A 26,238-nucleotide genomic window follows, 5' to 3' on the forward strand; every position below is an offset into this window, starting at 1 on the left:
CTAATTATTTATAGGAGAAATCATGGAAGCAATCTATCCGTACGTACATATCATTCACTTGATTCTAGCAATTATTTTTTTGGGTTATGTGTTTAGTGACTTGGCTATTATCTCGACACTTAAAAATAAGTTTAATAAAGAAACAGAACAAAAGATAAACCAGACACTTGGAAAAAGAAGTTTTAAAATTTTCCCACTTATACTTCTGTTTCTTGTTTTAACGGGTGGTATGATGATGTCAAAATACATTAACTCAGAAGCAGGTTTCTTTGAGACTGATTTGCAAAAGATACTGATGTTTAAGACAGGCCTTGTTCTAATCATAGTAGCGGGTGTCAGCTCAAATTTATATGTTAAGTTTACAAATGGTAAAAAGAGTAATTTTATGGAAAATCACTTTCATAAACTTGTAATTGTTTTAGGGCTTTTCATAGTTATAGCTGCTAAGTGGATGTTCATAGTTTAGATTTGATGATAGAATACTCATACCCGCTTTACAGACCACCAGCAGAAGCTGACAATATCATTATCCAAGCTACCTACGGGTGTAGCTATAATAACTGTACCTTTTGTTCTATGTATAAAACAAAGAGCTTTGAAGTAAGAGACATAGAAGATGTCTTTAGAGATGTCGACACTCTTGCAAAGCTATATCCAGATGCCAGAAAGATTTTTCTAGCTGATGGAGATGCTCTAGCCCTTGATACGAACTATCTCTTAAAACTACTCTCTTACTTAAAGCAATCATTTGTAAAACTAGGACGTGTCTCACTCTACGCATCTGCACAAAACATACTAAATAAATCAAGCCAAGAGTTAGAAGAGCTAAAAGAAAACGGTCTAAACCTAATCTACTACGGAGTAGAGACGGGTAGTGACACAGTTTTAAAAAAGATAACAAAAGGTGTAAACCAAAGCGAGATTATAGAATCACTTAACAAAGCCTCAGATGCAGGACTAAAGATATCTGCAACAGTTATCCTTGGTATGGGTGGAATAAAGTACTCAGATGAACACATAAAAGAGAGTGCAAAAATCATAAATGAAACAAAAGTAAACTACCTCTCAACTCTACAGCTCGGACTAGAAGAAGAGTCAAAAGAGAAGTTTTACAAACACTTTAGTGACTTTGAGATGCTTAGCGACACAGAGTTACTTCAAGAACAAAAAAAGTTTCTAGAGCTACTAAATCCGACAAATAAAATCATTTTTCGCTCAAACCATGCATCTAACGCCTTGCATCTAGGGGGAAATCTACCAAGAGAAAAAGATAGACTTGTCCAAGAATTAGAGGATGCTATAAACGTTGGAGAGATGGCTTTTGTGCCTAGGATGTTTCGTGGATTTTAAGTCAGTTGTATTAAATTCCACACCACTTATAGATGTTCGTGCTCCTGTAGAATTTGAAAAAGGCTCATTTCCTAATGCCATAAACCTGCCTCTTCTCAATGATGAAGAGAGACACACAATAGGCGTATGTTATAAACTCTATGGTAATAAAGAAGCTGTAAAACTAGGGCATAAGCTTGTAAGTGGTGCAGTGAAAGAGGAACGTGTTAAAGCGTGGTCTAATTTTATAAAAGCAAACTCAGATACCAAGCTTTTTTGTTTTAGAGGCGGTCAACGCTCTAAGATATCACAAGAGTGTCTCGCTCAAGCAGGATATGATGTCTCACGATTTAAAGGTGGTTATAAAGCTTTTAGAAATTATCTTATAGATGAAACAGAAGAGTCTTGCACTCATTTTAAGCCAATAATACTTGGTGGTCGTACTGGTTCTGGAAAAACTATATTACTTAAAACTTTAGAGAACTCCATAGACCTTGAAGGTCTTGCAAATCATAGAGGCTCATCTTTTGGTAAAAAAACCACTCCACAACCCACGCAAATAAATTTTGAAAACAGTATGGCTTATGAGCTTATCCAAAAACTTGATAAGGGCTTGAAATACTTAGTTTTTGAAGATGAAGGTAATCGTATTGGCGGCTTGTTTATCCCAAAAAGTTTTGCAGATTATCTCTCGCAAGCTCCTCTTATCATACTTGAGACACCAATAGAGCAGAGAATAGAGATAACATTTGATGAGTATGTTATTGAAGCACAAAAAATGTATGTAGATAATCTTGAGGAGTGGAGAAATGAAATACTAGGTGCTATGCATAGAATAGAGAGAAGACTTGGTAGTAAACGACATAAAGAGGTCTGTAAAACATTTGAAAATGCTTTTAATTTACAGATGAAAAGTGGCTCATTAGAAGCGCATAAAGAGTGGATAGAGACTCTTTTAAGTGAGTATTATGATCCAATGTATGACTATCAGATTCAAAAACGCTTTGAACAAGTAGAATTTAGAGGTTCAAGCGAAGAAATTGTTGAGTATTTAGCAAAAAAAGTATAGAATGAAAATTATTTTATAATATTTATTGTATGTTCACCAAACAAGTATTTAAAGTACTATTTATACCCACTTTCTCCTGTCTATGAATTTTTTCAATACATAGTCATATTCCTTATTTGTAAATGGAATTACCTTAGCCTTATATCTATTACGAATTTTAGTTGCGGATGAATTATAAGTTATTAAAGCTTTTTCTCCTTCATGCACTACACAAATAGTAAATGTCATTGAATTTTCATCAATTTCAAATATCGATATATCGCCGCTAATTGCATAAAATTCATCAACATTTTTTTCTTTACCAGGTTTGATAAATATATCAGGATTTCTAGATAAAGAATTAGCCTCTGCCATCCAACAAGATGTTCTATATTTTCCACCGCCACCACGACTTTTAATAGAGACGAAAACCTCTCCATGATATACAGGTTGTATCCCCATTGGAGTATCTTGAATTTCTAATTCAGATCCTGTAGCAAGTCTAATGATACTGCCTTTGTTCTCTCTAATTTCAGTTCTTTTTGAAATTTTCATTAAAGTATTTAAAGCTAAAATATCATTCTTTGTGGTAAGCTTAGTTTTTCCTCTTTTTTTAACTTTTAAATTAGTTACTCTCCAACCCATTGTAGTTCTCCTATTTTGTTTAATAGTTTGGTTACTTATACTCAAATATTGTATCATATTATTAATTATTATTTAGTTGTATATAATTTATTTGAAATAGCAGAAATTTTAGAAAAGTAAAAGATAATAAATGAGTTTAGAGTCTATAGATTATAATAAAAAATTGAAGATTTTTGCTGAAGAAAAGAATAAACTACAAAATATAAATGGTGTCAAGAGGGGGACTTGAACCCCCGACCCCCGGCTTATGAGACCAGTGCTCTAACCAGCTGAGCTACCGTGACATCTATTTTGTAGGTCGGAATTATAACCATGAAAAGCTTTTATTTTCCTTTTGCTTGATTATAATTCTCAAATTTGTAAAAAGAGGTTTGAAACCTAGTAGCTCTCTCCAACTTCTGTGTTGTCTAGCATCTCTTTTTTAAACATTACAACCTTGTTTCTTCCGCCTTCTTTTGCTTGGTAAAGAGACATATCTGCAAATTTAATACACTTCCAAATACTATCACTGTCTTTTGGAAAGCTTGAACAACCAACACTTAGAGTTTTGAAGAAAGTATCTTCATTGGCATGAATCTTTTGTCTTGAAAATTCTGTTCTAATGGTTTGGGCTATCTTGATTATATTCTCTTCTTCACAGTTATGTAGAAGTACTAAAAACTCTTCTCCACCATATCTAATTGCCATATCAGCTTTACGAATACTCTTTTTGATTACTCTAGAGACTATACGAATAGCTTCATCCCCGACATCATGTCCATAGTTGTCATTTATCATTTTAAAGTAATCTATATCTATCATCATAACACCAAAAGAAGTTCCAGCACGTATAGCTTGAGGAACGGATATGTCAACAAATTCATCTAGAAATTTACGGTTGTACATATCTGTCAATTGGTCCACTCTAGCCATTTTATTGAGTGTTTGCATCAGTTTTTTGCTCATTATAGCTGGTCTAGCAGTAGTTATGTAGTCTTCTATATCGCTCGTAATAGTTCTTGCATACTCTGTCTTTTCAACACCTTTGGTTGTGATAGTAAGAACCAGAGTTAAATCATTTGAAATTGTGTATGGGGTACATATATACTCTGTATCTTCAAGTTTGTAAAGTTCACAAGAGTTTTTAAATATACTAGAATCAACACTTGACTGGATTCGGTCTGCTCTACACTCATTTTCTAAAATTCCACAATGACAACCATTTATAGTATATACAGTTTTTTTAACCTTGTTCATTGTATCTATCTCTGTCATAGTAAAATCATCCAGTTTAAAATGATCTTTTAAAACAGATGCGATACGCTTATATATATCTTCTAAGTTTTTATCATTTTCTATTGTCTGTTTGAACTTGTAAATATCTGAGAGTCTCTCAATAGTAGTATTAATATTTATGAGTGGATCAGGCTCTTTTACATAATTTTTATTTTTAATAAATATATATACTTTTTTGTCTAATTCTTCAAATGTGTGTTGAAGTTTTTCAAGCATAGTATTGAGCATTTCCGCTACAGTTTCGCTCTCTTTATTCTGATACCCTTTAATTCTTACTGAATAATCACCATTATAAGCGCTTTGCAAAACATCTCTAAATGAGTAAAAGATATTAACAAAAGGTTTTATAAATCTGTTTATAACAATAAAAACAAAGATAATTGTAAGAATAGTTATAGCCATGTTATAAAGAACAGTTCTTAAACTACTTGTACGTATCTCTGTAATATCCATTACCATACTTACAACACCTAAAACTTCACCTTCTTTGGCTTTATGACATGCCATACAGTTTGGGGTTCCATACTCTGTTGCTACAAATGGAATGCTGACTCTAATTATGCTTTTACTAGCTGTTTCGGTAGTCAAAGATTTTGTTAGTCCGGACTTTAAAACTTCTGTATCTATTCTATCTCTTGGTGTTTCATTATTATGACCTTCGCCATATTGTTCTATAACGGTAGGAGACCTAGCAATCCAAAGTTCACTGATTTTCTCTACACTTCCTATCTGATTAAGAAAGTAATCTCTTTGACCCATAATTCCATTAACCATATGTGAAGTTAAGCCTATCTTTACTATTTCAGCAGTCAGACTTGCTTTGTTCTCAGCCGTTTTTATACCATATTCTCTGAAATTTAGGGTTGTACTAATAATCATCAAAACAAAGAATATAGAAAAGATGATAACTAAAGCAATAATTACTTTTTGCCTAGATTCCATAATGCTACCTTATATTTTTTATATATTTTAGCATAAATATTATTATTTAAGGACAATTTATAAAAACTATTCATCAAGAATTTACTTACAATAGGATAGAATTCGATTTATAAAATATTTACAAAATATAAGGATATGTATGAACTTTCAACCATTAGGCAAAAGAGTTTTAGTAAAAAGAGTTGAAGAGGCAAACACAACTGCTTCTGGAATCATTATCCCAGATAATGCAACTGAAAAACCATCTCAGGGTGAAGTTGTAGCTGTAAGTAAAGAAGTTACAGAGTTAGCAAATGGGAATGTTGTTCTATTTGGAAAATACTCAGGAAATGAAGTTTCACTTGGTGCGGATAAATACTTAGTATTAGATACAGATGATATCTTCGGAATCATTGGTTAAAGACACTAGTCTCTTAGGTTTTGTGCCGAAGCTGTCGTAAGACTCTCTGTGAGAAAACAAAAGAGGCACAAGTGCCGAGAGCTTCCCGCTAAGGGAAACCAAGCGCGCACGACGGAGTACCCTTGGGGTATTAGCGTAGGTAGTGGAAACATCGTACCCCTTGTGGGTATACTTCCTATACCGTGACAAAACAGATGAAGGGTTCCCTTCATTTTATGAAATAAAATTAAGGAATAGATATAATGGCAAAAGAAATAATTTTTTCAGATAATGCAAGAAATTCACTTGCTCGTGGTGTTCAAAAACTAACAGATGCAGTAAAAGTGACAATGGGACCTCGCGGTCGTAATGTTCTTATTCAAAAGAGTTACGGTTCTCCTATAATTACTAAAGATGGTGTTTCAGTTGCTCGTGAGATTGAACTTAAAGATAAACTAGAAGATATGGGCGCTCAACTTGTAAAAGAAGTAGCATCTAACACTGCTGATGAGGCTGGTGACGGTACAACTACTGCTACAGTTTTAGCAAATGCAATCTTTAGTGAAGGTCTTAGAAATATTACTGCCGGAGCTAATCCTGTTGAGGTTAAGCGTGGTATGGACAAAGCTTGTGAAGCAATCCTTGAAAACTTAAAAGCAGCTAGTAAAACTGTAAATGGTAAGCAAGATATTGCTCAAGTAGCTACAATCTCTGCTAACTCAGATACTTCTATTGGTGATATGATTGCTGAAGCTATGGAAAGAGTTGGTCAAGATGGTGTTATTACTGTTGAAGAAGCTAAAGGTATTTCTGATGAACTAGATGTTGTTGAAGGAATGCAGTTTGACCGTGGTTACTTAAGTCCTTACTTCATAACAAACACTGAGAAGATGACTGCTGAAATAGAAAATCCTTGGATTCTTTTAGCTGATAGTAAAATCTCTTCACTTAAAGATTTACTTCCAGTTTTAGAACAAGTTCAAAAAACCAATCGTCCACTTCTTATCATCGCTGAAGATGTAGAAGGTGAAGCACTTTCAACTTTAGTTGTAAATAAACTTCGTGGTGTTTTAAATATCTCTGCTGTAAAAGCTCCTGGCTTTGGTGACAGAAGAAAAGCTATGCTTCAAGATATTGCAACTTTAACTGCAGGTACTGTTATAGCTGAAGAGACAGGACATACTATTGAGGGTGCTAACATTCAAATGTTAGGTCAAGCTTCTCGTGTGATTATAGATAAAGACAACACTGTAATAGTAAATGGTGCTGGAACTGAAGAAGCAGTTGCTAAAAGAATCTCTGAGATAAGAACACAACTAAACGCAACAACTTCTGAATATGATAAAGAGAAACTTCAAGAGCGTCTTGCAAAACTCTCAGGTGGTGTAGCGGTAATTAAAGTTGGTGCTGCAACTGAGACTGAAATGAAAGAGAAAAAAGACCGTGTTGATGATGCGCTCTCAGCTACAAAAGCTGCAGTAGAAGAGGGTATTATTATTGGTGGCGGAGCTGCATTTGTTCGTGCTGCTGCATTAGTTTCTCTAAATCTTGAAGGTGATCAAAAAATCGGTGCTGAAATCATTCTTCGCGCTGTAAAAGCACCAATGAAACAGATTGCTCAAAATGCTGGTTATGACACAGGTGTTGTTGTAAATGCAGTAGAAAATGCTAAAAATAAAAATATCGGTTTTAATGCGGCAACTGGTGAGTATGTAGATATGTTTAAAGCTGGAATTATTGACCCGCTTAAAGTTGCTCGAGTAGCACTTATAAATGCAACATCAGTTTCATCTCTACTACTTACGACTGAAGCTGCAATTTATGAAATCCCTGAAGAAAATCCAGCTCCTGATATGGGTGGCGGAATGCCACCACAAATGGGTATGCCAGGAATGATGTAACAAAATGGGTGCATACTAGCTTTTTAAGCTAGATATTGCATCTACAACAGCAGAGATATTTACTCTAGCTTCATTAAGCGTTTTTTGAGTTCTCTCTGCTAGTTTTCTTACTTCATCCGCAACAACGGAAAACCCCCTACCGTGTTCACCTGCACGTGCTGCTTCTATGGCAGCATTTAATGATAATAAGTTTGTCTGATCAGCGATATCTGAAATAGTATCAAGTACATTAAAAATATCTTGTGATTGATGTTGTAAAGAGTCTAGTTTATCGTTAAATTCATGCTCTTCTTCATTTTTCGCATCTTGGCACTCTTCTAAGTTTTGAGCTTTTTGTAGTAAAATATTTTTCTCTTCACTCATTACTTTTATTTTTGTATCTAGCTCTTGAAGTAGAGTCTCGTGTGATAATTGCAACTCTTTTTGTTTCTGCAAAAGAGTAGTATTTTCATTTTGTATCTTAGGAATAATAGTTGAATCAGATTTTAGTGATTTTATCTCAGCTTCAAGTGAAGTATTTATTTTTTGCATATTTTTTATAAGTTCTTTATCTGCATTATTATCTTCTGTAATAACTTGAGTGTGTTCTACTTCTTTTACAACAGTTTTTCTAAAAGTAAAAAAACCAATTAGCAAACCAAAAACTGTCCCAATAAGTCCTACTAGAATATTTAGCCCAAGAGATGACTGCTTAACTAGTTTATCCTTATAGATAATTTTATCTTTATAAACCAATTTATCTTTATAAAGTATTTTCTCCTTGTAGATAACTTTTTCTTTAGAAGTTAGAGTGTGTTTCTTTATAAGCTCTTGACCCTCTTTTGTGATTTTTGTATACAACTCTATCATCTTTTTTATTTGGCTTGCATCTATATTTGAGTTGTTTTCATGTAGAGTTGATAAAGTTTTTAGAGTACGGCTTTCTAGCGTCTCTAGTGAAGATATTTTTCTTTTATCTAGAGATAGTGCAGTTGTTATGTTTTCATGAGTTGAGAGAACAAGAAAGTAAAGAGAAACTTTTTCTTCAGGAGATAAGTTTAGTGAGATTTTATCTATCTCCTTATTTAACTCTTGGTAGTTTGATTCTATGGAAGAAGCAAAAATAGATAGTGTAAATATAATTGTTAAAATAAATATTTTCATACTCGATTATAGCACCTTTTATACCAAAGCCTTTAATATTTTAAGCATATATTTTTTTGTTACTTAGTGACCGTGCTTAAATCTAAAACCTTCGTTGAGTAAAAGTTCTCTGAGTTTATCTTTTAGTTCACCTTGAAATTCCATCCATCCATCCTTAAAAGCCCCGCCACAACCAAGCTTCTTCTTGAGAAGTTTTAATGTAGCGGTAATCTCTTCTTTTGGCATCTGAAATTCGCCTACTAAAGTTACCGTTTTACCACGTCTTTTTTCTTTTTTGAAAATTAGAAAATGCTTAGAAGGCTCTAGAATTTCATCTGATATTTTAGACTTACGAGGAGTTTGAACTTCTGACCATCCATCGTCAATTTCTGCACCAATAAAAATATCTAGTTTTTTACCTCTACTCATTTGTTAGATTACTTTTTGAGCCAATACACTCATTTTCTCATATGATTTGTTTTTAATATTTTGAGCGACTTCTTCTTTTGAGAAGTCATTTCTGTTATATAGAGCGATAACTACTTCATCGCCATTTTTTAAAAATGTATTTTCCCCAAACGGAGTGTATCTAGTAGCACCTATACTTATAATGGCTTCTTTAGGGTTAGAACAAGCTGCAACATATTCGCTTAATGCCTCTAATGGTCCAAAGTTTTCTTGGACATTTATTTGATTAGTCATCCAATCAAGAAGTTTGTCGTAAAAATAGCTATAACCGGTTAGTTCTACATCTTCTCCATAGGCATGAAGTTCGTTATCTCTACGAAGAAAACTACAGATAGAGTAATCATCCATGATCCCGCCTTCTTCAAACTTATCTATCTTTATAAGAGTGTTACTAAGTCCTTTAGAATCTTCTCCCCAGTTCTTTTTATCACTGATTTTACTCGCCCCTGCAACTCTGATAGAGCAGTCATTGTATGCACCAAAATAAGTTGGAGTAATTTTACTTAATCGTCCTGCAGTATATTCTAAGTCACAAATAAGTCCAACTTCTGGCTCAGCTTGAACATTGACATCTTTTTTTGGAAGTCTGATCTGTGTAGTTGAGAGTGGATAAGTGCGTAAGATATCTTTTGCATGTAAAACCAATCCACTCTCTAAGTTAGTAGGACGTGGAAGATAAAAAGGGAACATCCCTTTAGGAGCTGCCTCATCTGCTGTGATGATGTCCTTAAATTCTTCAAGTTCACCTGCTTGTGCTAGGTGAAGGGCAAAGTTACCAGCTATTCCAAGACCAATAAAATTTTTATACTTTGGCATTTGTTTTAGCTTCAGCATATTCTTCATAGCTACCTTTGAAGTCTGTTATACTTCCATCAGCATGAATTTCAATAATACGGCTAGCAAAAGCATCTAAAAGCTCACGGTCATGAGATACACAGATAACATTTCCGTTAAACTCTAAAAGTCCTTCACCAAGTGCAACGATTGCCTCAAGGTCAAGGTGATTTGAAGGCTCATCTAAAACTAAGAAATTTCCACCCTCTAACATCATTTTACTAAGCATCATTCTATGTTTTTCACCACCAGAGATGCTAACTACAGATTTCTCTTGTTGCTCACCATTAAATAGCATACGACCAAGACAGTTTCTAATCTCAGCAATATCACGTTTAGGATCATATGCTCTTAACCAGTCATAAAGAGTTCCGTCTCCTTTAATTGTATCAGCTGTATCTTGTGGGAAGTAAGAGCTCTCGATTGTTGCACCCCAGTTGATTTCTCCAGAGCTTGGTTTCATCTCTTCCATTATAATTTTTACAAGAGTTGTTTTACCTGCACCATTTGGTCCGATAAGTGCAACTTTTTCACCTGGTTCAAATTTAAGATTTACATCTTTTAAAACTTCATTACCATCAGGGTAAGTATGGTTTATACCAACAAGATTAAGTGCTTCATCACCCATAGTTCTCTTTGCTTTAAAAACGATACTTGGGTCTCTTCTTGAAGATGGTTTGATGTCTTCTATAACAAGTTTATCAAGCTTTTTTTGTCTTGAAGTCGCTTGTTTCGCCTTAGATGCATTAGCGCTAAATCTACGAACGAAAGCTTCTAGCTCATCTTTTTCTTTCTCTTTTTTTGCATTGTTAAGTTCCATCTGTTTTGCTATTACATTAGCAGCAATGTACCAATCGTCAAAGTTACCGGTAAATTCACGGATTTTTTGATAATCAACATCTAAGATATTTGTTACTACAGCATTTAGGAAGTGTCTATCGTGAGAGATAACTACCATAGTTCCTTCATGGCGTTTAAGCTCATTTTCTAACCAACTGATTGTTTCAATGTCAAGGTTATTTGTAGGCTCATCGAGAAATAGTACATCTGGTTTAGGGTATAAAACTTGTGCTAAAAGAACTTTGAATTTATCAGCAGAGTCTAAAGTACTCATAAGGTTTTGGTGAAGCTCAGCTGCTATACCGACATTTTCAAGTATCTTAGCAATATTTACATCATACTCATAAGTCGGATCTTCTTCAACACAAATTACTTCTAAGTCTGCAAGACGATTATTTACCGCATCGTCTTCAAAGTCTCCAGTTACATAAAGTTCTTCTTTTTCTTTAATAGCATCGTAGAGTCTTTTGTTACCATAAAGAACTGCATCCATAATTGTATAATTTTCAAAAGCAAATTGATTTTGACCTAGAACACCGACTTTATTGGCTTTTGGGATTATTACATCACCCTCATATTCATTGATCTGACCACATAGGATTTTCAAAAAAGTTGTTTTTCCTGCGCCATTAGCACCGATAAGACCATATCTTTTATGACGGTCTAGCTTTAGGTTAATGTCTTGAAATAGAACTCTATTTCCATAGCGCATAATTAAATTTTGTACTGTTACCATGATTAATTCTTTTAGATAGATTTTCGCGATTATATCTAAGAGTTGTTTAAAATATGATTAGTTTAAGTTATGTTTTATACCCTTTTAGCATATTGTTAAGATTTATAGTCATTTGTGTCAGTTTTGAAGAAGCATTAGAGATATCATCCATACTTCTTTTATTTTCTGTTGATATTTCTTCAATCTCAGATACTTTCATAATCATTGATTCAACTGTTTTAGAGTTATTTATATAACCTGTTACAGTCTCATCAACTTGTACTATAGATCGCTCTATCGACTCAACACTTGTATTGATTTCACCTTCTGCATTTCTTGCATCACCGGAGAGTTGTTCTATCGCTTTGGCATTTCTAGAGATATTGTCACTTGCATCTATTACTGACTGAACAATTACACTTATTGTTGCATTGATTTCTGAGAGTGATTTTTGTGTTCTCTCAGCTAGTTTACGAACTTCATCAGCAACAACAGCAAACCCACGTCCGTGCTCACCTGCACGAGCAGCTTCAATAGCAGCATTAAGTGCTAAAAGATTTGTTTGGTCTGCTATATCTGAGATAACCGTCAGAACATCTTTTACTTGAGTAGCATCTGCGCTTAGTTGTTCTAGTTTATGAGATAGTTCTAACTCATCCTTAGCACGTTCTTGAATCTCAGTCGCTAAGTGAACTATTTGCTGATTTGCACCTTTTAGTATATTTCCTGCTGAATTGATGTCTTCTTTAGTTGTTTTTGCTTGTTCAATTGAAGCATTGAGTACGCTTTGTAAATCTTTTCCTTGATGAGAGACTTCGTTTACAAGGTCACTCTCTTCTTGTGCTTTTGCCTTCATACTTGATGAAGTCTCTGAAAGCGTTTGAGAAATATCGGTGTTTTGAGAAGATGAAGTTTTAGCCTCAGATACTGTAACGCGAACCTTATCTATAAAGGCATTGATATTGTTAGCTACTTCAGAGATTTCATCCCCTTTAGGAACTGTAATTTTGCTTGTTAAATCACCTTCTCCCTTAGCTAAATTGTATGAAGCGTCTTGTAGTGTATTGAGTTTTGATATGATCACTTTTTGGATTAAATAGATACTGATTAAAAGTAAAATTATTGACATTATTATTGAGATTCCAATGATTACGTTTCTTGTTTCTTCTACATTTTTAAGTACTTCTAATTCATCAATATCAACTATAATACCCCATTGTTCTCCAAAGATTTTGATTGGTGCATATGAGCTTAAAACTTTCACACCCCTTTGATCTTCAATAATCCAAGAACCATTTTCTCCTCTTTTAATTGCTTGGGTGGACTTTGAGTTTATTTTTACAATTGATACTGTTGTTCCTGCTATCTTAACATCTGGGTCATTCATCTCATTTAAGAAACGGCTGTCATTTTTCATATTTCCATCTAAGGAGATTAGATTAGCTTTACCAGTTTCTCCAAGACCTGCTTTTTTAAAGTCTCCATGAAAGTTCATAACAAAGTTAATCTTATCTTTTGGAAGTTGAAAAATAATAGCTCCTTCAAAATCTTTTCCAAAATAAAGAGGAGAAGCTAAGAAGAGAGATGGTTGGTTATAGTTTGGTTCATAAGGTCTAAAGTCAGCAAAAGCAACTTTTCCTTTTTGAGTTTTTGAAGCTTTTTTGAATGCTTCTGCAAGACCTGAATCCGCATAAACACCATTAAGTAAGTTTGTACCAAAGTCCTTCTTTTTAAAAACAGAGTAAACAACATCACCACTTGCATTTACTATAAATATATCATATAGCCCGTAGTTATTTAAAATTTGTCTATATGCAGGATGAATTTGAACATGAGTAGTTGAGTACTCTTCTTTGTACTTTTTGCTCATTGTAAGTTTGTCTTTTTCATCAATCTTATTTTTATTGTCTACAATATATAAGTATTGGGCTATTTGAGCGCTGAAACTTTTAGGCAGGTAGGCTTCTACAGACTTTTTAGGTTTTGCACCTTTTATATTGAAGTTTATTTTATTGAGATACTCATCTTTATAGTGTTTTGTAAGAGCAAGTTTAATATCATTTTGTTGTATTCCTGGTATCTCTTCAAGCTCCTGAAAACTTTCATCTAAGGCCCACATAGATTGAACTGTAGCCGAGTCGGCTGTTCTGGAAAGCAAAAGGTTTTCTAATGAAGTGAAAAAGTCTATTATATGCTCTTTTTTAGATTCTTTTACTGCATCTAGTAGTGCCATATTACTTTTTACTAGAGACTCAGAAGCTCTACTAATTGATATAGACATAATACTAACAGCCATTACAAGAAGCGAGACTGCCATTAAAGCAATAACTTTAAATTTAATACTTTTTATATTCATAATAATATCCTCGTATAATTTCTTTTATGAGTAAGTAGTTCTTTTTTAAAGTTTTTTTGACTTTAAAGCAAAGAAGTATTACTCTTTTAAGATTGAAGTACTAACTTCAAATCTTGTAACTTTCACAGTTTATGACTAAAGATAAAACAACATTTTTTTCCTTATAGCAGGATATGAAAATATTTTATATCTACTGACTACATCATTAAGCCAGTTGGTGTCTTTAGTTGTTAATCACTTATTAAAAGCTGTTGGGGTAGCTGTTATTTTAGCACCTACAACACATAGATTAACGAGGCTGTGAATTCTAACAATTTAACTTTTGTTTTTTTGTTAGGCAACTTAAGATTACACGACAAGGATTATAGAGATGTATTACGTAGGAATAGATATTGCAAAGAGTTTTCATGTTGTTTCAGTTATCGATGATAGTGAAACTAAGGTTATTAACAAGCCTTTTAAAATCAACAATGATTTAAAAGGGTTTGAAAAATTACTTACTATTTTAGATAGTGTCACTTTAGATAAAGATGACTTTATTATCGGTATAGAAGCAACTGGTATTTATGGTGAAAACCTTTTAGAGTTTTTAAAGTCTAAGGGCTATAGTGTTAAACTACTCAATCCATTTCAAACCTCAAGGTATAGAGAACAAATAACTATGAAAAAAGTAAAAAATGACAACATAGACTCTTTAGTTATAGCACTCTTTTTAAAAGATGGCAAATACTCATCAGGTTATGTAACTGATGATGAGTATCAGAGCCTTAGAACACTCTATAGAAATCGTGCTTCTATTCAGTCTGATATGAAAGAGGTTAAGAAGAGAATCATTACTCAAATAACAGTTACATTTCCAGAGTTTGAGAGCTTCACAAATCCATTTACCATAAGTGGTCTAGCTCTGCTTGAAAAGTATCCAACAGCATATCACTATAAGCATAGTAGCGTTGATAGAATCATGAAGATATTTGCTCATATTCAAGGCAATAACTTCAATAAAGACAAAGCCCTAAGATTACTAGAACTCTCAAGAGAGTCTATCTATTCAGGTAAGGCTAAAGATGCAAGAGCAATAGCTATTAGAAGTACTATTAGGCTTTTAAAGATGTATCTTAGTGAGATAGATATTATTGAAGCTGAGATACTCTCTTTGCTTGATAAAAAAGGCATTAATAGTTCAACACTTGATGAGCTACCAGAGAGTAACACTCTTATTGATAACCTTAAAACCATACCTGGAGTAAGTGATAAAACTGTAGCTGCTGTTATTAGTGAATGTGGAGACCTGACGAGGTTTCCATCTATACCTAAGTTTATAGGATATCTTGGACTCTTTCCAACAGAAAATAGCTCTGGTAATTCTAAAAGTGTAGGTCACTTAAGTAAAAGAGGCTCTTCTTTGGTCAAGCATGCACTATATCTTAGTGCTGTAAGTTGTCTGATACATAACAAACAGATGAAGCAACTCTACGATACTAAAAGAAGTCAAGGCAAATCTAAAAAAGAGGGACTTGTTGCAGTTTCAAGAAAACTTGCAACTATCATATACTCTATTTTTAAATACAACACACCCTATAATCCAAATCGTGTATTTACAAATTAGTCATAAACAGTGATAAGTTAAAGATCACAAGTTAGTACTTAAATCATTCATAATAGCAATAATATTTAAAGCTATTACCGTACTAGTTGTTAACCAAAATAGAGACAAATATATAATTTACTCTATAGTTTGATTATCAAAACACTCTTTGCTCAAATTTTAGAAATGAAATACAACAAAGAGTATTTAAAAAATCAAACTTGCAAGATTTTTAGCTCTTGCATAGTTCTTTGAAGTAATATTGTTAATAAACTAATGTCTATTTTTTACTTTCCTTGCTTTTTAAGTTATTCTTTATAAAAAGGCTTTATTTTTCATTATTTGTGATAATAACAGCTTCTTTGACCTATACTTATATATCTATTGCCTGAGACCTGAGTCAGTCGATATCTTCAGATAATAGCATTAATGTCTCTCTAAAGTCAAAAAAAGCATAATAATAACGCTTAAGTTTTGAATAAAGTAGTGTTTTTTTCTCATTAAACACCCTCTTAAAATATTTATGTCCTATTGTAACGAATAAACTGTAAAATATATCATGCAGATAAGAGAATTAGATTTAAAAGAGTTATATACGGCTTATGATGTGGTGAAGCAACTAAGAACGGCTCTAAGTTATAAAGAGTTTGAAGATTTAATATACGATATGAGACATATGGATTATAAGATGTTTGGTATTATGGATGATGAAGAACTTATAACTTATGCCGGTGTCGCAGTTCAAACCAATCTTTACAACAAAAGACATTTGTATGTTTTTGACTTAGTCACTGATGAAAAACATAGATCTAGTGGTTATGCAAAGATGATGCTTGAGTATCTAGGAGATTATGCAAAAACTTGTATGTGTGAAAATATAGTTTTATCTTCTAGTTTTGAAAAAGAAAAAGCACATAGGTTTTATGAAAATAATGGATTTGAGAAAAAAGGTTTTGTTTTTTTAAAAAGGATTTAAGCGCAGCATTTTTTAAACTTCTTTCCACTTCCACATGGACAGCTCTCATTTCTCTCAATTTTAGAGTTGAACAATTCTCCATCAAGATATTTCCATACTCCATCTACCATTGTAAAAGTACTTTTTTCATGTAAAACATATATATTTCCGCTTTCTCTATAATATGCCTTAAATTCTACTATATCATCATAAGCATCCAACACATCTAGCTTTAGCCACTCTGTAGAGCTTACACCATTAAACTCTTCTCTTTTTTGATTTATAGAGGTTTCTACAATGAAGTCCCAATCCTCTTTAACAAAGGCCTCGTATCTACTTCTCATTAGTTCTTGGGGTGTCAAACATACTCTACTCATAAATTTTCCATTTTTTAAAAAAATTATACTATCTTTAACGAAAAAAGCTCTATTATTAAACTATGAAAATAAAATCATTATATATATCTGCACAAGAAAAAGGTGCAGGAACTCTTTTTATCTCTATGGGAATGATGGATATCTTAAAAAGAAATCTTTATCGTGTTGCTTTTTTTAGACCGATAATCGTATCTAAAGATAAAATGGATGAAGATATTGAGTTTATTTTACAGAGATATGATATTGATATGAATTATGATGATGCTTATGGTTTTGATATTGAATATGTTGAGACTATGCTAGCTTCAAATCGTTCAAATGAGTTGATAAACCAGCTTATCAGTAAGTTTAAAAAACTAGAAAATGAGTATGATTTTGTTCTTTGTGAAGGCATAAGACGTTCATTCTTAACTACAACTATAAATTATGATTTAAATATTAAAATAGCTCAAAACTTTGGCTCTTATGTTATAAATATTATCAGTGCAAGAAGATCAACTGCCAATGAAGTTTATGAAGATATTCTAATGGAGAGAGATAACCTAAAGAGTGAGGGTTGTGATTGTTTTGCTACATTTGTAAATAGGCTTAGTGATGAAAAATATAAAAAACTACAGATAAAACTTCAAGGTAGCATAGAGAGTACATATCTGCTTAAAGAAATTCCGGAGTTAGATCTTTTAACTGTTCAAGATGTCATAGAAGGCATAGATGCAAAGGCTGTTTTACTTGGAGAACAAGATCATACAAGAGTTATAAGAGGTATTAAAGTAGCAGCACTAACTCTTGATAATTTTTTAGATCATATACAAGAAGATGATTTAGTAATAGTACCTGCTGATAGATCAGACATTATACTTGGGCTCTTTGGAGCTCTTTATTCTAAAAACTATCCAAATATAAGTGTAATAGTATTTCCTTTTAATATGAGAGCACATCCAAATATTAAAAAACTTATAGAAGGGTTGGATAGTTTTAATATTCCTGTGTTGTCAGTTGAAGCTGATACTTATCAAACAGCTAAACAACTCTCACACGTAAATGCAAGATTGAGAGTTACTAGTGAGAGAAAAATATCTCTGGCACTTGGACTATTTCACTCAAATGTAGATATGGAGCTAATTGAGAAAAAAATCTCTACTGCAAAAACAAATGTTATTACTCCTATGATGTTTGAGTATAAACTTTTTGAGAGAGCAAGGTTAAATAAAAAACGAATCGTACTTCCTGAGAGCATGGATGAGAGGATTTTAAGAGCAGCGGAGATAACTCTGCGTCGCGGAGTTGCAGATATTATTCTTTTAGGTAAAGTTGAAGAAATAAAAGAGAATTATTTGAGATTCGGTCTTGACCTTAGTGGGGCAACTATTATTGACTATATGAATTCAGACCTTATGGAAGAGTTTGTAGATAAATTTTACGAGCAGAGAAAAGAGAAGGGACTAACAAGAGAAGCGGCTGAAGATGCTATGGGGCATGAAAATTATTTTGGAACTATGATGGTACATCTTGGCTATGCTGATGGAATGGTCAGTGGAGCAATTCACTCAACAGGAGAGACCATAAGACCGGCTCTTCAAATAATAAAGACAAAACCAGATATAAGTATTGTTTCAAGTGTCTTTTTTATGTGTTTTAAAACAGAAGTTTTAGTCTATGGAGATTGTGCGGTAAATCAAGATCCAGATGCCCAAGCTTTGGCACAAATAGCAATATCATCTGCAAAAACTGCAGAGGCTTTTGGTATAGAGCCAAAAGTTGCAATGCTATCTTACTCAACCGGAGAGAGTGGTAGCGGAGTAGATGTAGATAAAGTTCGAGAAGCCACTAAAATAGTTAAAAATAGAAATAGTGACTTACTTATAGAGGGACCTATCCAGTACGATGCGGCAGTTAATAAAAATGTGGCTCATACAAAACTACCAAACTCAAAAGTAGCCGGAGAAGCAAATGTACTTATTTTTCCAGATTTAAATACAGGAAACAATACATATAAAGCAGTTCAACGCTCAAGCGGTGCTATAGCAATCGGTCCAATACTCCAAGGCTTAAACAAACCTATTAATGATTTAAGTCGTGGGTGCTTAGTTACAGATATCGTAAATACCATAGCTATTACAGCTATTCAAGCAGGACAGGATTAATGAAAGTCGCTGTTATAAACTCAGGAAGTTCATCGTTAAAATTTAAACTCTATGATATGTCTAATAAAGAAGTTATTTATTCACTCTTAGTAGAAAATATTGGGCTTAAGGGTTCTAAAATTAAAACTCATCATGAAGCCTTAGATAGTTTAGATGTTGACCTTTCATCCATAGATATTATAGGACATAGAGTTGTTCATGGTGGCGAAGAATTCAGTGAACCGACTATAGTAGATGATGAGGTAATTCAAAAAATAGAAGAGTTAACTCATCTAGCTCCACTTCATAATCCTGCCAACCTTGAGGGAATATTAGTAGCAAAACAAAAAGCTCCAAATACAACTCAAGTTGCAGTGTTTGATACAGCTTTTCATTCTCAGATGCCTGAAGTTGCTTATCTCTACGCACTGCCATACGAGATGTATGAAAAACATAAGATAAGACGTTATGGCTTTCACGGAACATCACACTCATATCTTTTAAAAGAGTGTGCATTACTTTTAAAAAAAGAAACGATAGAGTTAAATATCATAAGCTTGCATCTAGGCAATGGAGCAAGTGCTTGTGCCATAGAAAAAGGTGTAAGTATTGATACATCTATGGGCTTTACACCGCTAGAGGGCTTAGTTATGGGGACAAGAAGCGGAGATATTGATCCGGCAATTGTGTTATATATGCAAAGAGATTTAGGTTTTAGTGTTAAAAGAGTAGATGAAATGTTAAATAAAAAGTCCGGACTACTAGGAATCTGTGGAAGTAGTGATATCAGAGATATTCTTGAAAATAATGATAATAAGTCAAAGTTAGCTATAGATATGATGGTTAGACGTGTTAAAAAATATATTGGTTCTTATAAGGCTCTTCTTGGTAGAGTAGATGCTATTGTCTTTAGTGGGGGGATAGGTGAAAATTCTGCTTATATAAGAGATAGAATAATGGATAATGATTTAGCTATGGGTACACCTGTTTTTGTTATAAAAACAGATGAAGAGTTAGAGATTGCAAGGCAGTGTTTAAGTTTTAAAAAAATAAAAAAGGATATTAATGAAGATTAAGAATTTTATAGAAGTGAGTATTCAGGGGTTATTTTGGCTTTTACCTATAGTTGCAATAATGATTGTAATTGGATGGTTATATAATAAAATAGATTTTTTAATGAATAAATTTTTTCATCTTATAGGATTTATTCCGCAAAACAATGAATTTTTATGGATGATTTTAGTTATAGTTGTTTTTGTTTCAATATTATATTTTATTGGTCATTTTATGGAAACAAAATTAGCGAATTTTTTTGATGATTTGCTAGCTAAAATACCTGGATATTCAACAATCAAAGATATTATTAGTATATTTAATTCTTCAAAGAAAGGTGATACAAAAATCTTAGTTGTTGTTATAAAGGGATTTGCTAAGGAAGGGTATAACATAGGATTAATGTATTCTCAAAAAGAGAGTATTATAAAAGATCATTACACAGTAACTTTATCTCAAACTCCTATACCAAATGGTGGGTATTTGTTTGAAGTGCATAAAAATAATATTTTTATACTTGAAGAAGCTACTTTTGATAATAATCTTCAATACTTATTATCTATGGGAGTTAAAAGTTTGGCTGATATTCTGAATGAAAAACCTAAAGACTTAAATGAGTTAATTTCACTAAATGATTGGATTGAGGGTAATAAAAACAAGGAAGAAGCTTAAGATTGCGAGGCAGTGTTTAAACTTCTAAGACCAACCTTGTGCATAAAATGAGTTTTTTGTAGCAATAGTATTTAAATCTTTTAAATCTTTTTTAGTTAATGCTTGATTTTTGATTTGATAAACCATATTTACAAGGTATGAGTATGAATCTAGGTGAACATTTTTTTTCATAAGTGCCTGAGTAGATAAAAAGTCTAAAATCTCATTTGGACTTAGTTTATTGTTATAGCCATATTTAAGATTTTGAAGCATTAAAGCAAAGAGTTCTTCATCCACATTAAAAACATTATTTGCTATTTTTTTAGAAGCGTCTTCATCAATACCTCTTCTATGAAGATTTTTAGCAATTGAACTTGATACAGAGTTTACTTTAAATTTAGTGCTAGCTGTTAATGATATTGTAACAACTGGAGTCAGCGTTAAAGAAGATGCTAGAAAAACTGAAGATAAAATATTTTGATTTTTTTTCATGATTTGTATCCCTTTAAATTGATAAAGTAATTATAGAGTAAAAAAGTATATAAAAAGTATATAAGAGTAAACTGTATTAGCTATAATGTAACAATTATTTTAAAGTGTATTATTAAAAAAAAGGTTGATAGATGAGTGAAAATATTTTTTGGAGTTTTGTTGTAATTATTGGTGCATATATTAGTTTTAGGCTGTTTAAAAGAATTTTAAATAAGATAGCTATAGGAAAAAAAGTCCATGTAAAAAGACTTTTCTATATTCAAAAAGTTTTTGAAATACTATTTGTATTAGTGGCAATGACTGTCATTGCTTTTGTTTGGAGTGTTGATTTAGAGGGAATTTCACTTTTTGCTTCATCACTTTTTGCAATAATTGGTGTTGCAATGTTCGCACAATGGTCAATACTAAGCAATGTGACGGCAAGTATTATTATATTTTTTACTTTTCCGGCAAGAGTTGGTGATAAAATTAAAATTGTGGATGGTGACAATAGCGTGGAGGGAATAATCAAAGAGATATCTCTTTTTCAAATAGAGCTTATAGATAGCCAAGAGAATCTTATTTTATACCCAAACAACCTTATACTGCAAAAACCGGTTATTAGAATAAATAAATAATCAACAATAGTTACTCTATATCAAAACTCATGCTAGGTGCCCAAAAATGAAGCGATTAATTCTTCTGTTATTATTTTCTTCGCTTGTGTATGGAGATTTTGTACCAATTTACTTTAAAGGCAATAAGCAGATAAAAGAGAGAGAGCTTTATGAGGCTTTAAACTTATACAAGCCCTACCTATATGAATTTTGGAAAAAAGAACCTGCTGTAAGTCCTGAAACAGCTGCTTTACTTAGTGCAACTATTAAAGACTTTTATCGCTCAAAAGGTTTTTTTCACGCAGAAGTTACACATAGCAAGAGTGATAAAGAGATAAAAATCACAATTTTGGAAAAATCACCTATCCACATAATCGATATCTCTATGATATCGAAATTGAATATTGACTCTACAATCCCATTTAAAAAAGGGATGATCTTTGATTCTGATAAATTTGATATTAGTAAAAAAGATATAAAGCTTTTTTATGCCAACAATGGTTACTGTAATACAGAAGTTGACTCTAGGGCATGGGTAGATATAGAGACAAATAGTGCATATCTTGTATATGACGTTATTCCAAATCAGTTATGCTACTTTGGGGAGATAGAGATAAACTCTCCAGAGAGTATTGATTCACAGATTATACGTTCAATGTTGCATATTAAAAAAAACAGATTATTCTCTCCAGAAGAAGTACGCAAAACTTATCAAAGTCTCTATTCAAACGAGGGAATAAGTAAAGTCTTGATAGATACGGGTGTAATAAACAATAATATTGCTCCGGTGAAAGTCTCTATAACTGAAATTGAAAAACCGATTCGATTTCAAGCAGGTATCGGAGCGAGCAGTGATGAAGGGGCTATGCTAACTCTTGGAGTCAAACATAGAAATATATTTGGCAATCTTAAAACTGCTGGGGTAGAGACACGACTAACAGAGATAAAACAAACAATAAAAACGAATTTTTTTATGCCTCTAAAAAATAGAAATTCAACAGGTGTAGAGATAGGGTTTGAGAAAGAAAAATTTATAGGTTTTAAGGAAAATAGATATTTTGGGAGCTTCTATGTTAAACAGAGAGAGACCCCTCATATATTTCAAGAGAGCTTACTTTTTGATTATACGACTACTTATGAGAGTGGTGATGAGATTTTATTCCCTGAGGGGCATCTCTTTGTCTTGTCTGCAAAACTCCAGTGGAGCTATGATACCAGAGATGATATTCTTAATCCAAAAAAAGGTTATTTTTTTCGTCCAGAAGTCGCCGGCTCGCTAAAGTCGGAAATATCAGATGCAAGCTATTACAAATACAATATATCTGGAGGATATATATTCCCACTACTGCCCTCCGTTGTAGCACTAAAAGCAAACTATGGTTCACTGCGACTTTATGAGGGTAATATTCCAGCATCATACCGTTTTTATGCAGGAGGTATGAACAGCAACCGCGCGTATAATTATAGAAAACTAGGTCCAGTTAATGAATACGATAATCCAATAGGACTACATTCTATCTTGGAGATGACGGCTGAATACAGGTTTGCTATAAGCGGTAATTTTAGAGGAGTAGTTTTTAACGACACTACCTTTATCGGAGAAAAAGAAATACCAGATCAGAAAAATGGTTACTACTCTCTTGGGGCAGGTATACGTTATGTTACACCGATTGGTCCAATAGCATTTGATATCGGTTTTGATGCACAAAACCCGAAAGAGCAGTATGCATTTCATTTCCATATAGGTGAACTGTTTTGATTGTTAGAATGTATCTGTTTACTTATTACTTGACAATCTTTATCACTCTAATTGTTTTGAGTGTTGCAACAATAGCCGTGCATCCGGATTCTGTAAAGTATCTTACAGATAAGTTTTTAAAAGAAAATGGAATTTTATATAGTAAAGTCGAAGGCTCACTTCTTACCGGAGCAACTCTGTATGATGTTAGCTATTTGGACGCGTTTAGTGCTAAAAGAGTTGAGATAGATTACAGTTTTGTTATGCTTTTTAATTCGACTCCTGTAATTAAAAAAATTAAAGCAGACGGAGTATTGTTAAATATTGACAAGCTACCAAAAAGACAAGAGAGTGATTATGAGTTCTTTGTCTTTGCTTTTTCTGTTTCAAAACTTCAGCTGACAAATATTAGTATTATCCTTGATGATGAGAGGTTTGTTTTTAATCTAAATGCCTCAAAGATTGACTATGACAAGAGACTGAATGTTAAAAAACTTTTTGTTGAGTTATTTACTCCCTATGCAGATGCAATTATAGATGCAAAGATAGATTCAAATATACTCTATGCAAAAACTTTGCTAACTCCTGAAGAGTCTGTAGCTAAAAAATATTTTGAATTTTTGCAGGGAGTTCCAAAAATAATTTCCGTAGATGTTGAAGCTACACTGCAAAAAGTATTTATGAGTACACATTTAAACCACTTGAGCTTCACTGCAGACCAAAATGTGAACCTATCAAATGCAGATATCAATCTAACATATTTTATAAATGAGAACTACTTCTCATTTGAGAGCTCCTACTTCTTCTCTCATGAAAAACTTGAAGCAGAGGTGAAACAAAAGGGTCTGTTTAACTCTCTTGGTGCTTATTCATCGGATTTAAGTGCAGATTTAACAAAATATCCATCGCAACTTCCTTTTGATAACTTTAGTGCAGAGCTTGCAGGAGATGCTGATAGCCTGATAGGGAGTATCAAAACAGAGCAGTTAAAATTAGATATAAAATCAAATGATTATAAAGAGTTTTTAGTTCATGTCAACAGCGAAGCTCTTGCACTATCATCTATTTCTCAGCTTCCTGAGATGCTTCAAAAAAACACTCTTAGCATTAATGCAGATGCTGTTGTAGCAATATCTCCATTTTCATTAGTTGGAGAGTTTAGCACTAAAGGTTTGTTTTGCAGTTTAGATGGAAGCGTAGAACTAGATAACAGCACTCAACTTGTTGTTGCGCAGATGAATCCAAAACTCGAATCAGAGATTTTTAAAAAATATCCAATGGACAAGTTCTCGCCTCTGAAGTTTGTATATTACAACGAAGATGAAAAAACTGTTTTAAATCTTGGTGCGAAGATGCTTGATGTAACTCTTTTTAAGAGAGGCTCAGCGCTTAATGGATTTGGAAATTTAGGCTCGGAGAGTTTTAAAGTTAAGGGTGATATCTCTGATAAAAACATAACACTCAATGCAAATATTCAATCACTTAACGCAATGTTGTCGGAGTTTGACTTAATTAACTCAGATGATGATGTCTTGTTAGATGCACAAGCAAAGATAGAGGCTATTGTGAGTTTCTCAAAAAATGTGCAGATTAAAGGTCGTCTTCACATGCCTTGGCTGAGTGCAAAAGTTGACACTAAAACAACTTATAGAGCAGAAAATCTTTATTTAGAAGCAACAATGATAGATAGTGAGATAACCATTGATAAATATAGTTTGGACTTTATGAATCATATGATTTACTCTCAAAAAAAGTCAAAAATAAGTTTTGATGAAAATAAAACTTTAGAGCTAAAAGAGTTTTGGATATACGACAACTTGCTTGTAACAGGATTCTTTAACCCTATGAATATAAAGGGAGATTTACGGATAAAAAGTGATATGTTCAAATATGAGGGTAAAGAAGCTAATGTTAGCATTAGGGCTGATGTAAAGGCTTCCTTTGATGGCAACGGTACACAAAGGATAGAAGGAAATGTAACACTACTAGAAGGTGTTATAACATATGAACCACCTGCTGAATATACAATTTCAGACGACATTATAATTATACAAGATATCAAACCTCGGACTAAGTATAAGCATTTTGTAAATATACATCTGAATTCTATAAAGCCAATTAGTTATAAAACAAAGAGTGTCGATTTACTTTTTGTTCCAGATATCGTTATTTGGCAAGAGCCCCCATCTTCTTTGGGTCTTTTGGGACTGGTAACAATTGAAGAAGGGAAAGTAACGTCAAGTGATAAGCTCTTTACATTTGATAAGAGCGAGTTGTATTTTAATGGAGCAAAACCGATAAACCCATACCTGAACTTAAATATGCACTACCAGACATTAGACTATATTGACATAGAGATATTTATTACAAATACACTCGCTTCGCCTGTAGTCATATTTAAATCAACACCATACCTAAGTCAAAATGACATAATGTCATATATACTCTTTGGTGAATCGGCATCATCAACTTTTGATAGCTCATCTGGATCAAAGACATCTGTCAGCTCCATACTTTTGGCAACAGGAGTGAAGCAGATATTTAATGACACTTCAGGTCTAAACATAGACACTTTAAATGTATTGACAAATGAAGAGGGAACTTTTGGTTATGAAATAGGGGCACGTTTCAATGAGAAGATAAGGGCTATATATAAAAACGACACAATTTCAAGCATTATCTTGCAGTACACTTTAAGTAGGTCTATAAGATTTGATATAGATGTTAATGAAGTAGGGCAGGGAGTAAGGATTTTATATATAAAAGACTTTAAGTAAATAGAGTTTGCAAAACCCCAGTAATAGGGGTTTTTAG

Annotated in this window: 22 protein-coding genes and 1 tRNA gene; 13 read left to right on the forward strand and 10 right to left on the reverse strand. The window is 33.0% G+C overall.

What is annotated here, in order from left to right:
• Positions 1–22 precede the first annotated feature (22 nt).
• The 3 genes from ACLHDE_RS03270 to mnmH are packed head-to-tail and all read left to right on the forward strand — an operon-like array spanning position 23 to position 2,398.
• Positions 23–466, forward strand: a complete 444-nt coding sequence (locus ACLHDE_RS03270; protein ID WP_415397761.1) for a hypothetical protein — start codon at positions 23–25, stop codon at positions 464–466.
• Positions 448–1,350 (forward strand): radical SAM protein, encoded by a 903-nt coding sequence (locus ACLHDE_RS03275; protein ID WP_415397763.1) that lies wholly within the window; start codon positions 448–450, stop codon positions 1,348–1,350. Before ACLHDE_RS03270 ends, ACLHDE_RS03275 begins: the two co-directional genes overlap by 19 nt.
• Entirely contained in the window at positions 1,340–2,398 is a 1,059-nt protein-coding gene (gene mnmH, locus ACLHDE_RS03280) for a tRNA 2-selenouridine(34) synthase MnmH (protein ID WP_415397765.1), read from the forward strand. The genes ACLHDE_RS03275 and mnmH overlap by 11 nt, the downstream gene beginning before the upstream one ends.
• 60 nt (positions 2,399–2,458) lie before the next feature.
• Here mnmH and ACLHDE_RS03285 read toward each other — a convergent pair whose 3' ends face one another.
• From ACLHDE_RS03285 to ACLHDE_RS03295, 3 genes are all read right to left on the reverse strand, one after another.
• Positions 2,459–3,022 carry a hypothetical protein gene (locus ACLHDE_RS03285; RefSeq protein ID WP_415397767.1) on the reverse strand — a complete coding sequence of 188 codons (564 nt, stop codon included), beginning with the start codon at positions 3,020–3,022 and terminating at the stop codon, positions 2,459–2,461.
• Between the two features lie 207 nt (positions 3,023–3,229).
• Positions 3,230–3,306: transfer RNA gene (locus ACLHDE_RS03290), tRNA-Met, on the reverse strand.
• Between the two features lie 94 nt (positions 3,307–3,400).
• Positions 3,401–5,239, reverse strand: a complete 1,839-nt coding sequence (locus ACLHDE_RS03295; protein ID WP_415397769.1) for a diguanylate cyclase — start codon at positions 5,237–5,239, stop codon at positions 3,401–3,403.
• Between the two features lie 139 nt (positions 5,240–5,378).
• On the opposite strand from ACLHDE_RS03295, the gene groES reads away from it, so the two are divergent.
• Positions 5,379–5,639 carry a co-chaperone GroES gene (gene groES, locus ACLHDE_RS03300; RefSeq protein ID WP_415397771.1) on the forward strand — a complete coding sequence of 87 codons (261 nt, stop codon included), beginning with the start codon at positions 5,379–5,381 and terminating at the stop codon, positions 5,637–5,639.
• A gap of 242 nt (positions 5,640–5,881) precedes the next feature.
• Positions 5,882–7,519, forward strand: coding sequence for a chaperonin GroEL (groL, locus tag ACLHDE_RS03305; RefSeq protein ID WP_415397773.1), 1,638 nt, complete (start codon positions 5,882–5,884; stop codon positions 7,517–7,519).
• Positions 7,520–7,534: 15 nt separating this feature from the next.
• On the opposite strand, the gene ACLHDE_RS03310 is transcribed toward groL, so the two are convergent.
• From ACLHDE_RS03310 to ACLHDE_RS03330, 5 genes are all read right to left on the reverse strand, one after another.
• Positions 7,535–8,662, reverse strand: coding sequence for a methyl-accepting chemotaxis protein (locus tag ACLHDE_RS03310; protein WP_415397774.1), 1,128 nt, complete (start codon positions 8,660–8,662; stop codon positions 7,535–7,537).
• A gap of 63 nt (positions 8,663–8,725) precedes the next feature.
• Positions 8,726–9,070 (reverse strand): translation initiation factor, encoded by a 345-nt coding sequence (locus ACLHDE_RS03315; protein WP_415397776.1) that lies wholly within the window; start codon positions 9,068–9,070, stop codon positions 8,726–8,728.
• A gap of 3 nt (positions 9,071–9,073) precedes the next feature.
• The gene (locus tag ACLHDE_RS03320) at positions 9,074–9,925 is read right to left on the reverse strand and encodes a DUF5718 family protein (RefSeq protein WP_415397778.1); all 852 of its coding nucleotides are present in this window, start codon (positions 9,923–9,925) and stop codon (positions 9,074–9,076) included.
• On the reverse strand, positions 9,912–11,519 hold the full coding sequence (locus tag ACLHDE_RS03325; protein ID WP_415397780.1) for an ABC-F family ATP-binding cassette domain-containing protein: 1,608 nt from the start codon (positions 11,517–11,519) through the stop codon (positions 9,912–9,914). Before ACLHDE_RS03325 ends, ACLHDE_RS03320 begins: the two co-directional genes overlap by 14 nt.
• A 67-nt stretch (positions 11,520–11,586) precedes the next feature.
• Positions 11,587–13,854 (reverse strand): methyl-accepting chemotaxis protein, encoded by a 2,268-nt coding sequence (locus ACLHDE_RS03330; RefSeq protein ID WP_415397782.1) that lies wholly within the window; start codon positions 13,852–13,854, stop codon positions 11,587–11,589.
• 370 nt (positions 13,855–14,224) lie between these two features.
• On the opposite strand from ACLHDE_RS03330, the gene ACLHDE_RS03335 reads away from it, so the two are divergent.
• Positions 14,225–15,460: an IS110 family transposase gene (locus ACLHDE_RS03335; RefSeq protein ID WP_415395806.1), complete on the forward strand. Its 1,236-nt coding sequence runs from the start codon at positions 14,225–14,227 to the stop codon at positions 15,458–15,460.
• A 538-nt stretch (positions 15,461–15,998) separates the two neighbouring features.
• Complete coding sequence (locus ACLHDE_RS03340; protein WP_415397784.1) at positions 15,999–16,415, forward strand: GNAT family N-acetyltransferase; 417 nt, start codon at positions 15,999–16,001, stop codon at positions 16,413–16,415.
• On the opposite strand, the gene ACLHDE_RS03345 is transcribed toward ACLHDE_RS03340, so the two are convergent.
• Positions 16,412–16,771, reverse strand: coding sequence for a YchJ family protein (locus ACLHDE_RS03345; RefSeq protein WP_415397786.1), 360 nt, complete (start codon positions 16,769–16,771; stop codon positions 16,412–16,414). The two genes, ACLHDE_RS03340 and ACLHDE_RS03345, sit on opposite strands and share 4 nt — an antisense overlap.
• Positions 16,772–16,833: 62 nt before the next feature.
• On the opposite strand from ACLHDE_RS03345, the gene pta reads away from it, so the two are divergent.
• From pta to ACLHDE_RS03360, 3 genes are read left to right on the forward strand one after another with little or no spacing between them, the layout of a single operon-like run.
• The gene (gene pta, locus ACLHDE_RS03350) at positions 16,834–18,915 is read left to right on the forward strand and encodes a phosphate acetyltransferase (protein ID WP_415397787.1); all 2,082 of its coding nucleotides are present in this window, start codon (positions 16,834–16,836) and stop codon (positions 18,913–18,915) included.
• Positions 18,915–19,970, forward strand: a complete 1,056-nt coding sequence (locus tag ACLHDE_RS03355) for an acetate/propionate family kinase (RefSeq protein WP_415397789.1) — start codon at positions 18,915–18,917, stop codon at positions 19,968–19,970. The genes pta and ACLHDE_RS03355 overlap by 1 nt, the downstream gene beginning before the upstream one ends.
• Positions 19,960–20,619 carry a DUF502 domain-containing protein gene (locus ACLHDE_RS03360; RefSeq protein WP_415397791.1) on the forward strand — a complete coding sequence of 220 codons (660 nt, stop codon included), beginning with the start codon at positions 19,960–19,962 and terminating at the stop codon, positions 20,617–20,619. Before ACLHDE_RS03355 ends, ACLHDE_RS03360 begins: the two co-directional genes overlap by 11 nt.
• A gap of 24 nt (positions 20,620–20,643) precedes the next feature.
• On the opposite strand, the gene ACLHDE_RS03365 is transcribed toward ACLHDE_RS03360, so the two are convergent.
• On the reverse strand, positions 20,644–21,090 hold the full coding sequence (locus ACLHDE_RS03365; protein ID WP_415397793.1) for a hypothetical protein: 447 nt from the start codon (positions 21,088–21,090) through the stop codon (positions 20,644–20,646).
• Between the two features lie 131 nt (positions 21,091–21,221).
• Between ACLHDE_RS03365 and ACLHDE_RS03370 the strand changes: the two genes are divergently transcribed.
• Genes ACLHDE_RS03370 through ACLHDE_RS03380 form a run of 3 tightly spaced genes read left to right on the forward strand, consistent with a single transcriptional unit; the run spans position 21,222 to position 26,201 of the window.
• On the forward strand, positions 21,222–21,707 hold the full coding sequence (locus ACLHDE_RS03370) for a mechanosensitive ion channel domain-containing protein (RefSeq protein WP_415397795.1): 486 nt from the start codon (positions 21,222–21,224) through the stop codon (positions 21,705–21,707).
• Between the two features lie 46 nt (positions 21,708–21,753).
• Positions 21,754–23,445 carry an autotransporter assembly complex protein TamA gene (locus tag ACLHDE_RS03375; protein WP_415397797.1) on the forward strand — a complete coding sequence of 564 codons (1,692 nt, stop codon included), beginning with the start codon at positions 21,754–21,756 and terminating at the stop codon, positions 23,443–23,445.
• Positions 23,442–26,201 carry a translocation/assembly module TamB domain-containing protein gene (locus ACLHDE_RS03380; protein ID WP_415397799.1) on the forward strand — a complete coding sequence of 920 codons (2,760 nt, stop codon included), beginning with the start codon at positions 23,442–23,444 and terminating at the stop codon, positions 26,199–26,201. Before ACLHDE_RS03375 ends, ACLHDE_RS03380 begins: the two co-directional genes overlap by 4 nt.
• The last annotated feature ends 37 nt before the right edge of the window (positions 26,202–26,238 follow it).

It is taken from the genome of Sulfurimonas iocasae, assembly GCF_047716755.1.
Lineage (GTDB): Bacteria > Campylobacterota > Campylobacteria > Campylobacterales > Sulfurimonadaceae > Sulfurimonas.

What these genes read in the sequence shown, in the direction of transcription:
- ACLHDE_RS03270 (WP_415397761.1), top strand. Translation starts at nt 23, where the DNA reads ATGGAAGCAATCTATCCGTACGTACATATCATTCACTTGATTCTAGCA.
- ACLHDE_RS03285 (WP_415397767.1), bottom strand. Translation starts at nt 3,022, where the DNA reads ATGGGTTGGAGAGTAACTAATTTAAAAGTTAAAAAAAGAGGAAAAACT.
- ACLHDE_RS03295 (WP_415397769.1), bottom strand. Translation starts at nt 5,239, where the DNA reads ATGGAATCTAGGCAAAAAGTAATTATTGCTTTAGTTATCATCTTTTCT.
- groES (WP_415397771.1), top strand. Translation starts at nt 5,379, where the DNA reads ATGAACTTTCAACCATTAGGCAAAAGAGTTTTAGTAAAAAGAGTTGAA.
- groL (WP_415397773.1), top strand. Translation starts at nt 5,882, where the DNA reads ATGGCAAAAGAAATAATTTTTTCAGATAATGCAAGAAATTCACTTGCT.
- ACLHDE_RS03310 (WP_415397774.1), bottom strand. Translation starts at nt 8,662, where the DNA reads ATGAAAATATTTATTTTAACAATTATATTTACACTATCTATTTTTGCT.
- ACLHDE_RS03315 (WP_415397776.1), bottom strand. Translation starts at nt 9,070, where the DNA reads ATGAGTAGAGGTAAAAAACTAGATATTTTTATTGGTGCAGAAATTGAC.
- ACLHDE_RS03320 (WP_415397778.1), bottom strand. Translation starts at nt 9,925, where the DNA reads ATGCCAAAGTATAAAAATTTTATTGGTCTTGGAATAGCTGGTAACTTT.
- ACLHDE_RS03325 (WP_415397780.1), bottom strand. Translation starts at nt 11,519, where the DNA reads ATGGTAACAGTACAAAATTTAATTATGCGCTATGGAAATAGAGTTCTA.
- ACLHDE_RS03330 (WP_415397782.1), bottom strand. Translation starts at nt 13,854, where the DNA reads ATGAATATAAAAAGTATTAAATTTAAAGTTATTGCTTTAATGGCAGTC.
- ACLHDE_RS03335 (WP_415395806.1), top strand. Translation starts at nt 14,225, where the DNA reads ATGTATTACGTAGGAATAGATATTGCAAAGAGTTTTCATGTTGTTTCA.
- ACLHDE_RS03340 (WP_415397784.1), top strand. Translation starts at nt 15,999, where the DNA reads ATGCAGATAAGAGAATTAGATTTAAAAGAGTTATATACGGCTTATGAT.
- ACLHDE_RS03345 (WP_415397786.1), bottom strand. Translation starts at nt 16,771, where the DNA reads ATGAGTAGAGTATGTTTGACACCCCAAGAACTAATGAGAAGTAGATAC.
- pta (WP_415397787.1), top strand. Translation starts at nt 16,834, where the DNA reads ATGAAAATAAAATCATTATATATATCTGCACAAGAAAAAGGTGCAGGA.
- ACLHDE_RS03355 (WP_415397789.1), top strand. Translation starts at nt 18,915, where the DNA reads ATGAAAGTCGCTGTTATAAACTCAGGAAGTTCATCGTTAAAATTTAAA.
- ACLHDE_RS03360 (WP_415397791.1), top strand. Translation starts at nt 19,960, where the DNA reads ATGAAGATTAAGAATTTTATAGAAGTGAGTATTCAGGGGTTATTTTGG.
- ACLHDE_RS03365 (WP_415397793.1), bottom strand. Translation starts at nt 21,090, where the DNA reads ATGAAAAAAAATCAAAATATTTTATCTTCAGTTTTTCTAGCATCTTCT.
- ACLHDE_RS03370 (WP_415397795.1), top strand. Translation starts at nt 21,222, where the DNA reads ATGAGTGAAAATATTTTTTGGAGTTTTGTTGTAATTATTGGTGCATAT.
- ACLHDE_RS03375 (WP_415397797.1), top strand. Translation starts at nt 21,754, where the DNA reads ATGAAGCGATTAATTCTTCTGTTATTATTTTCTTCGCTTGTGTATGGA.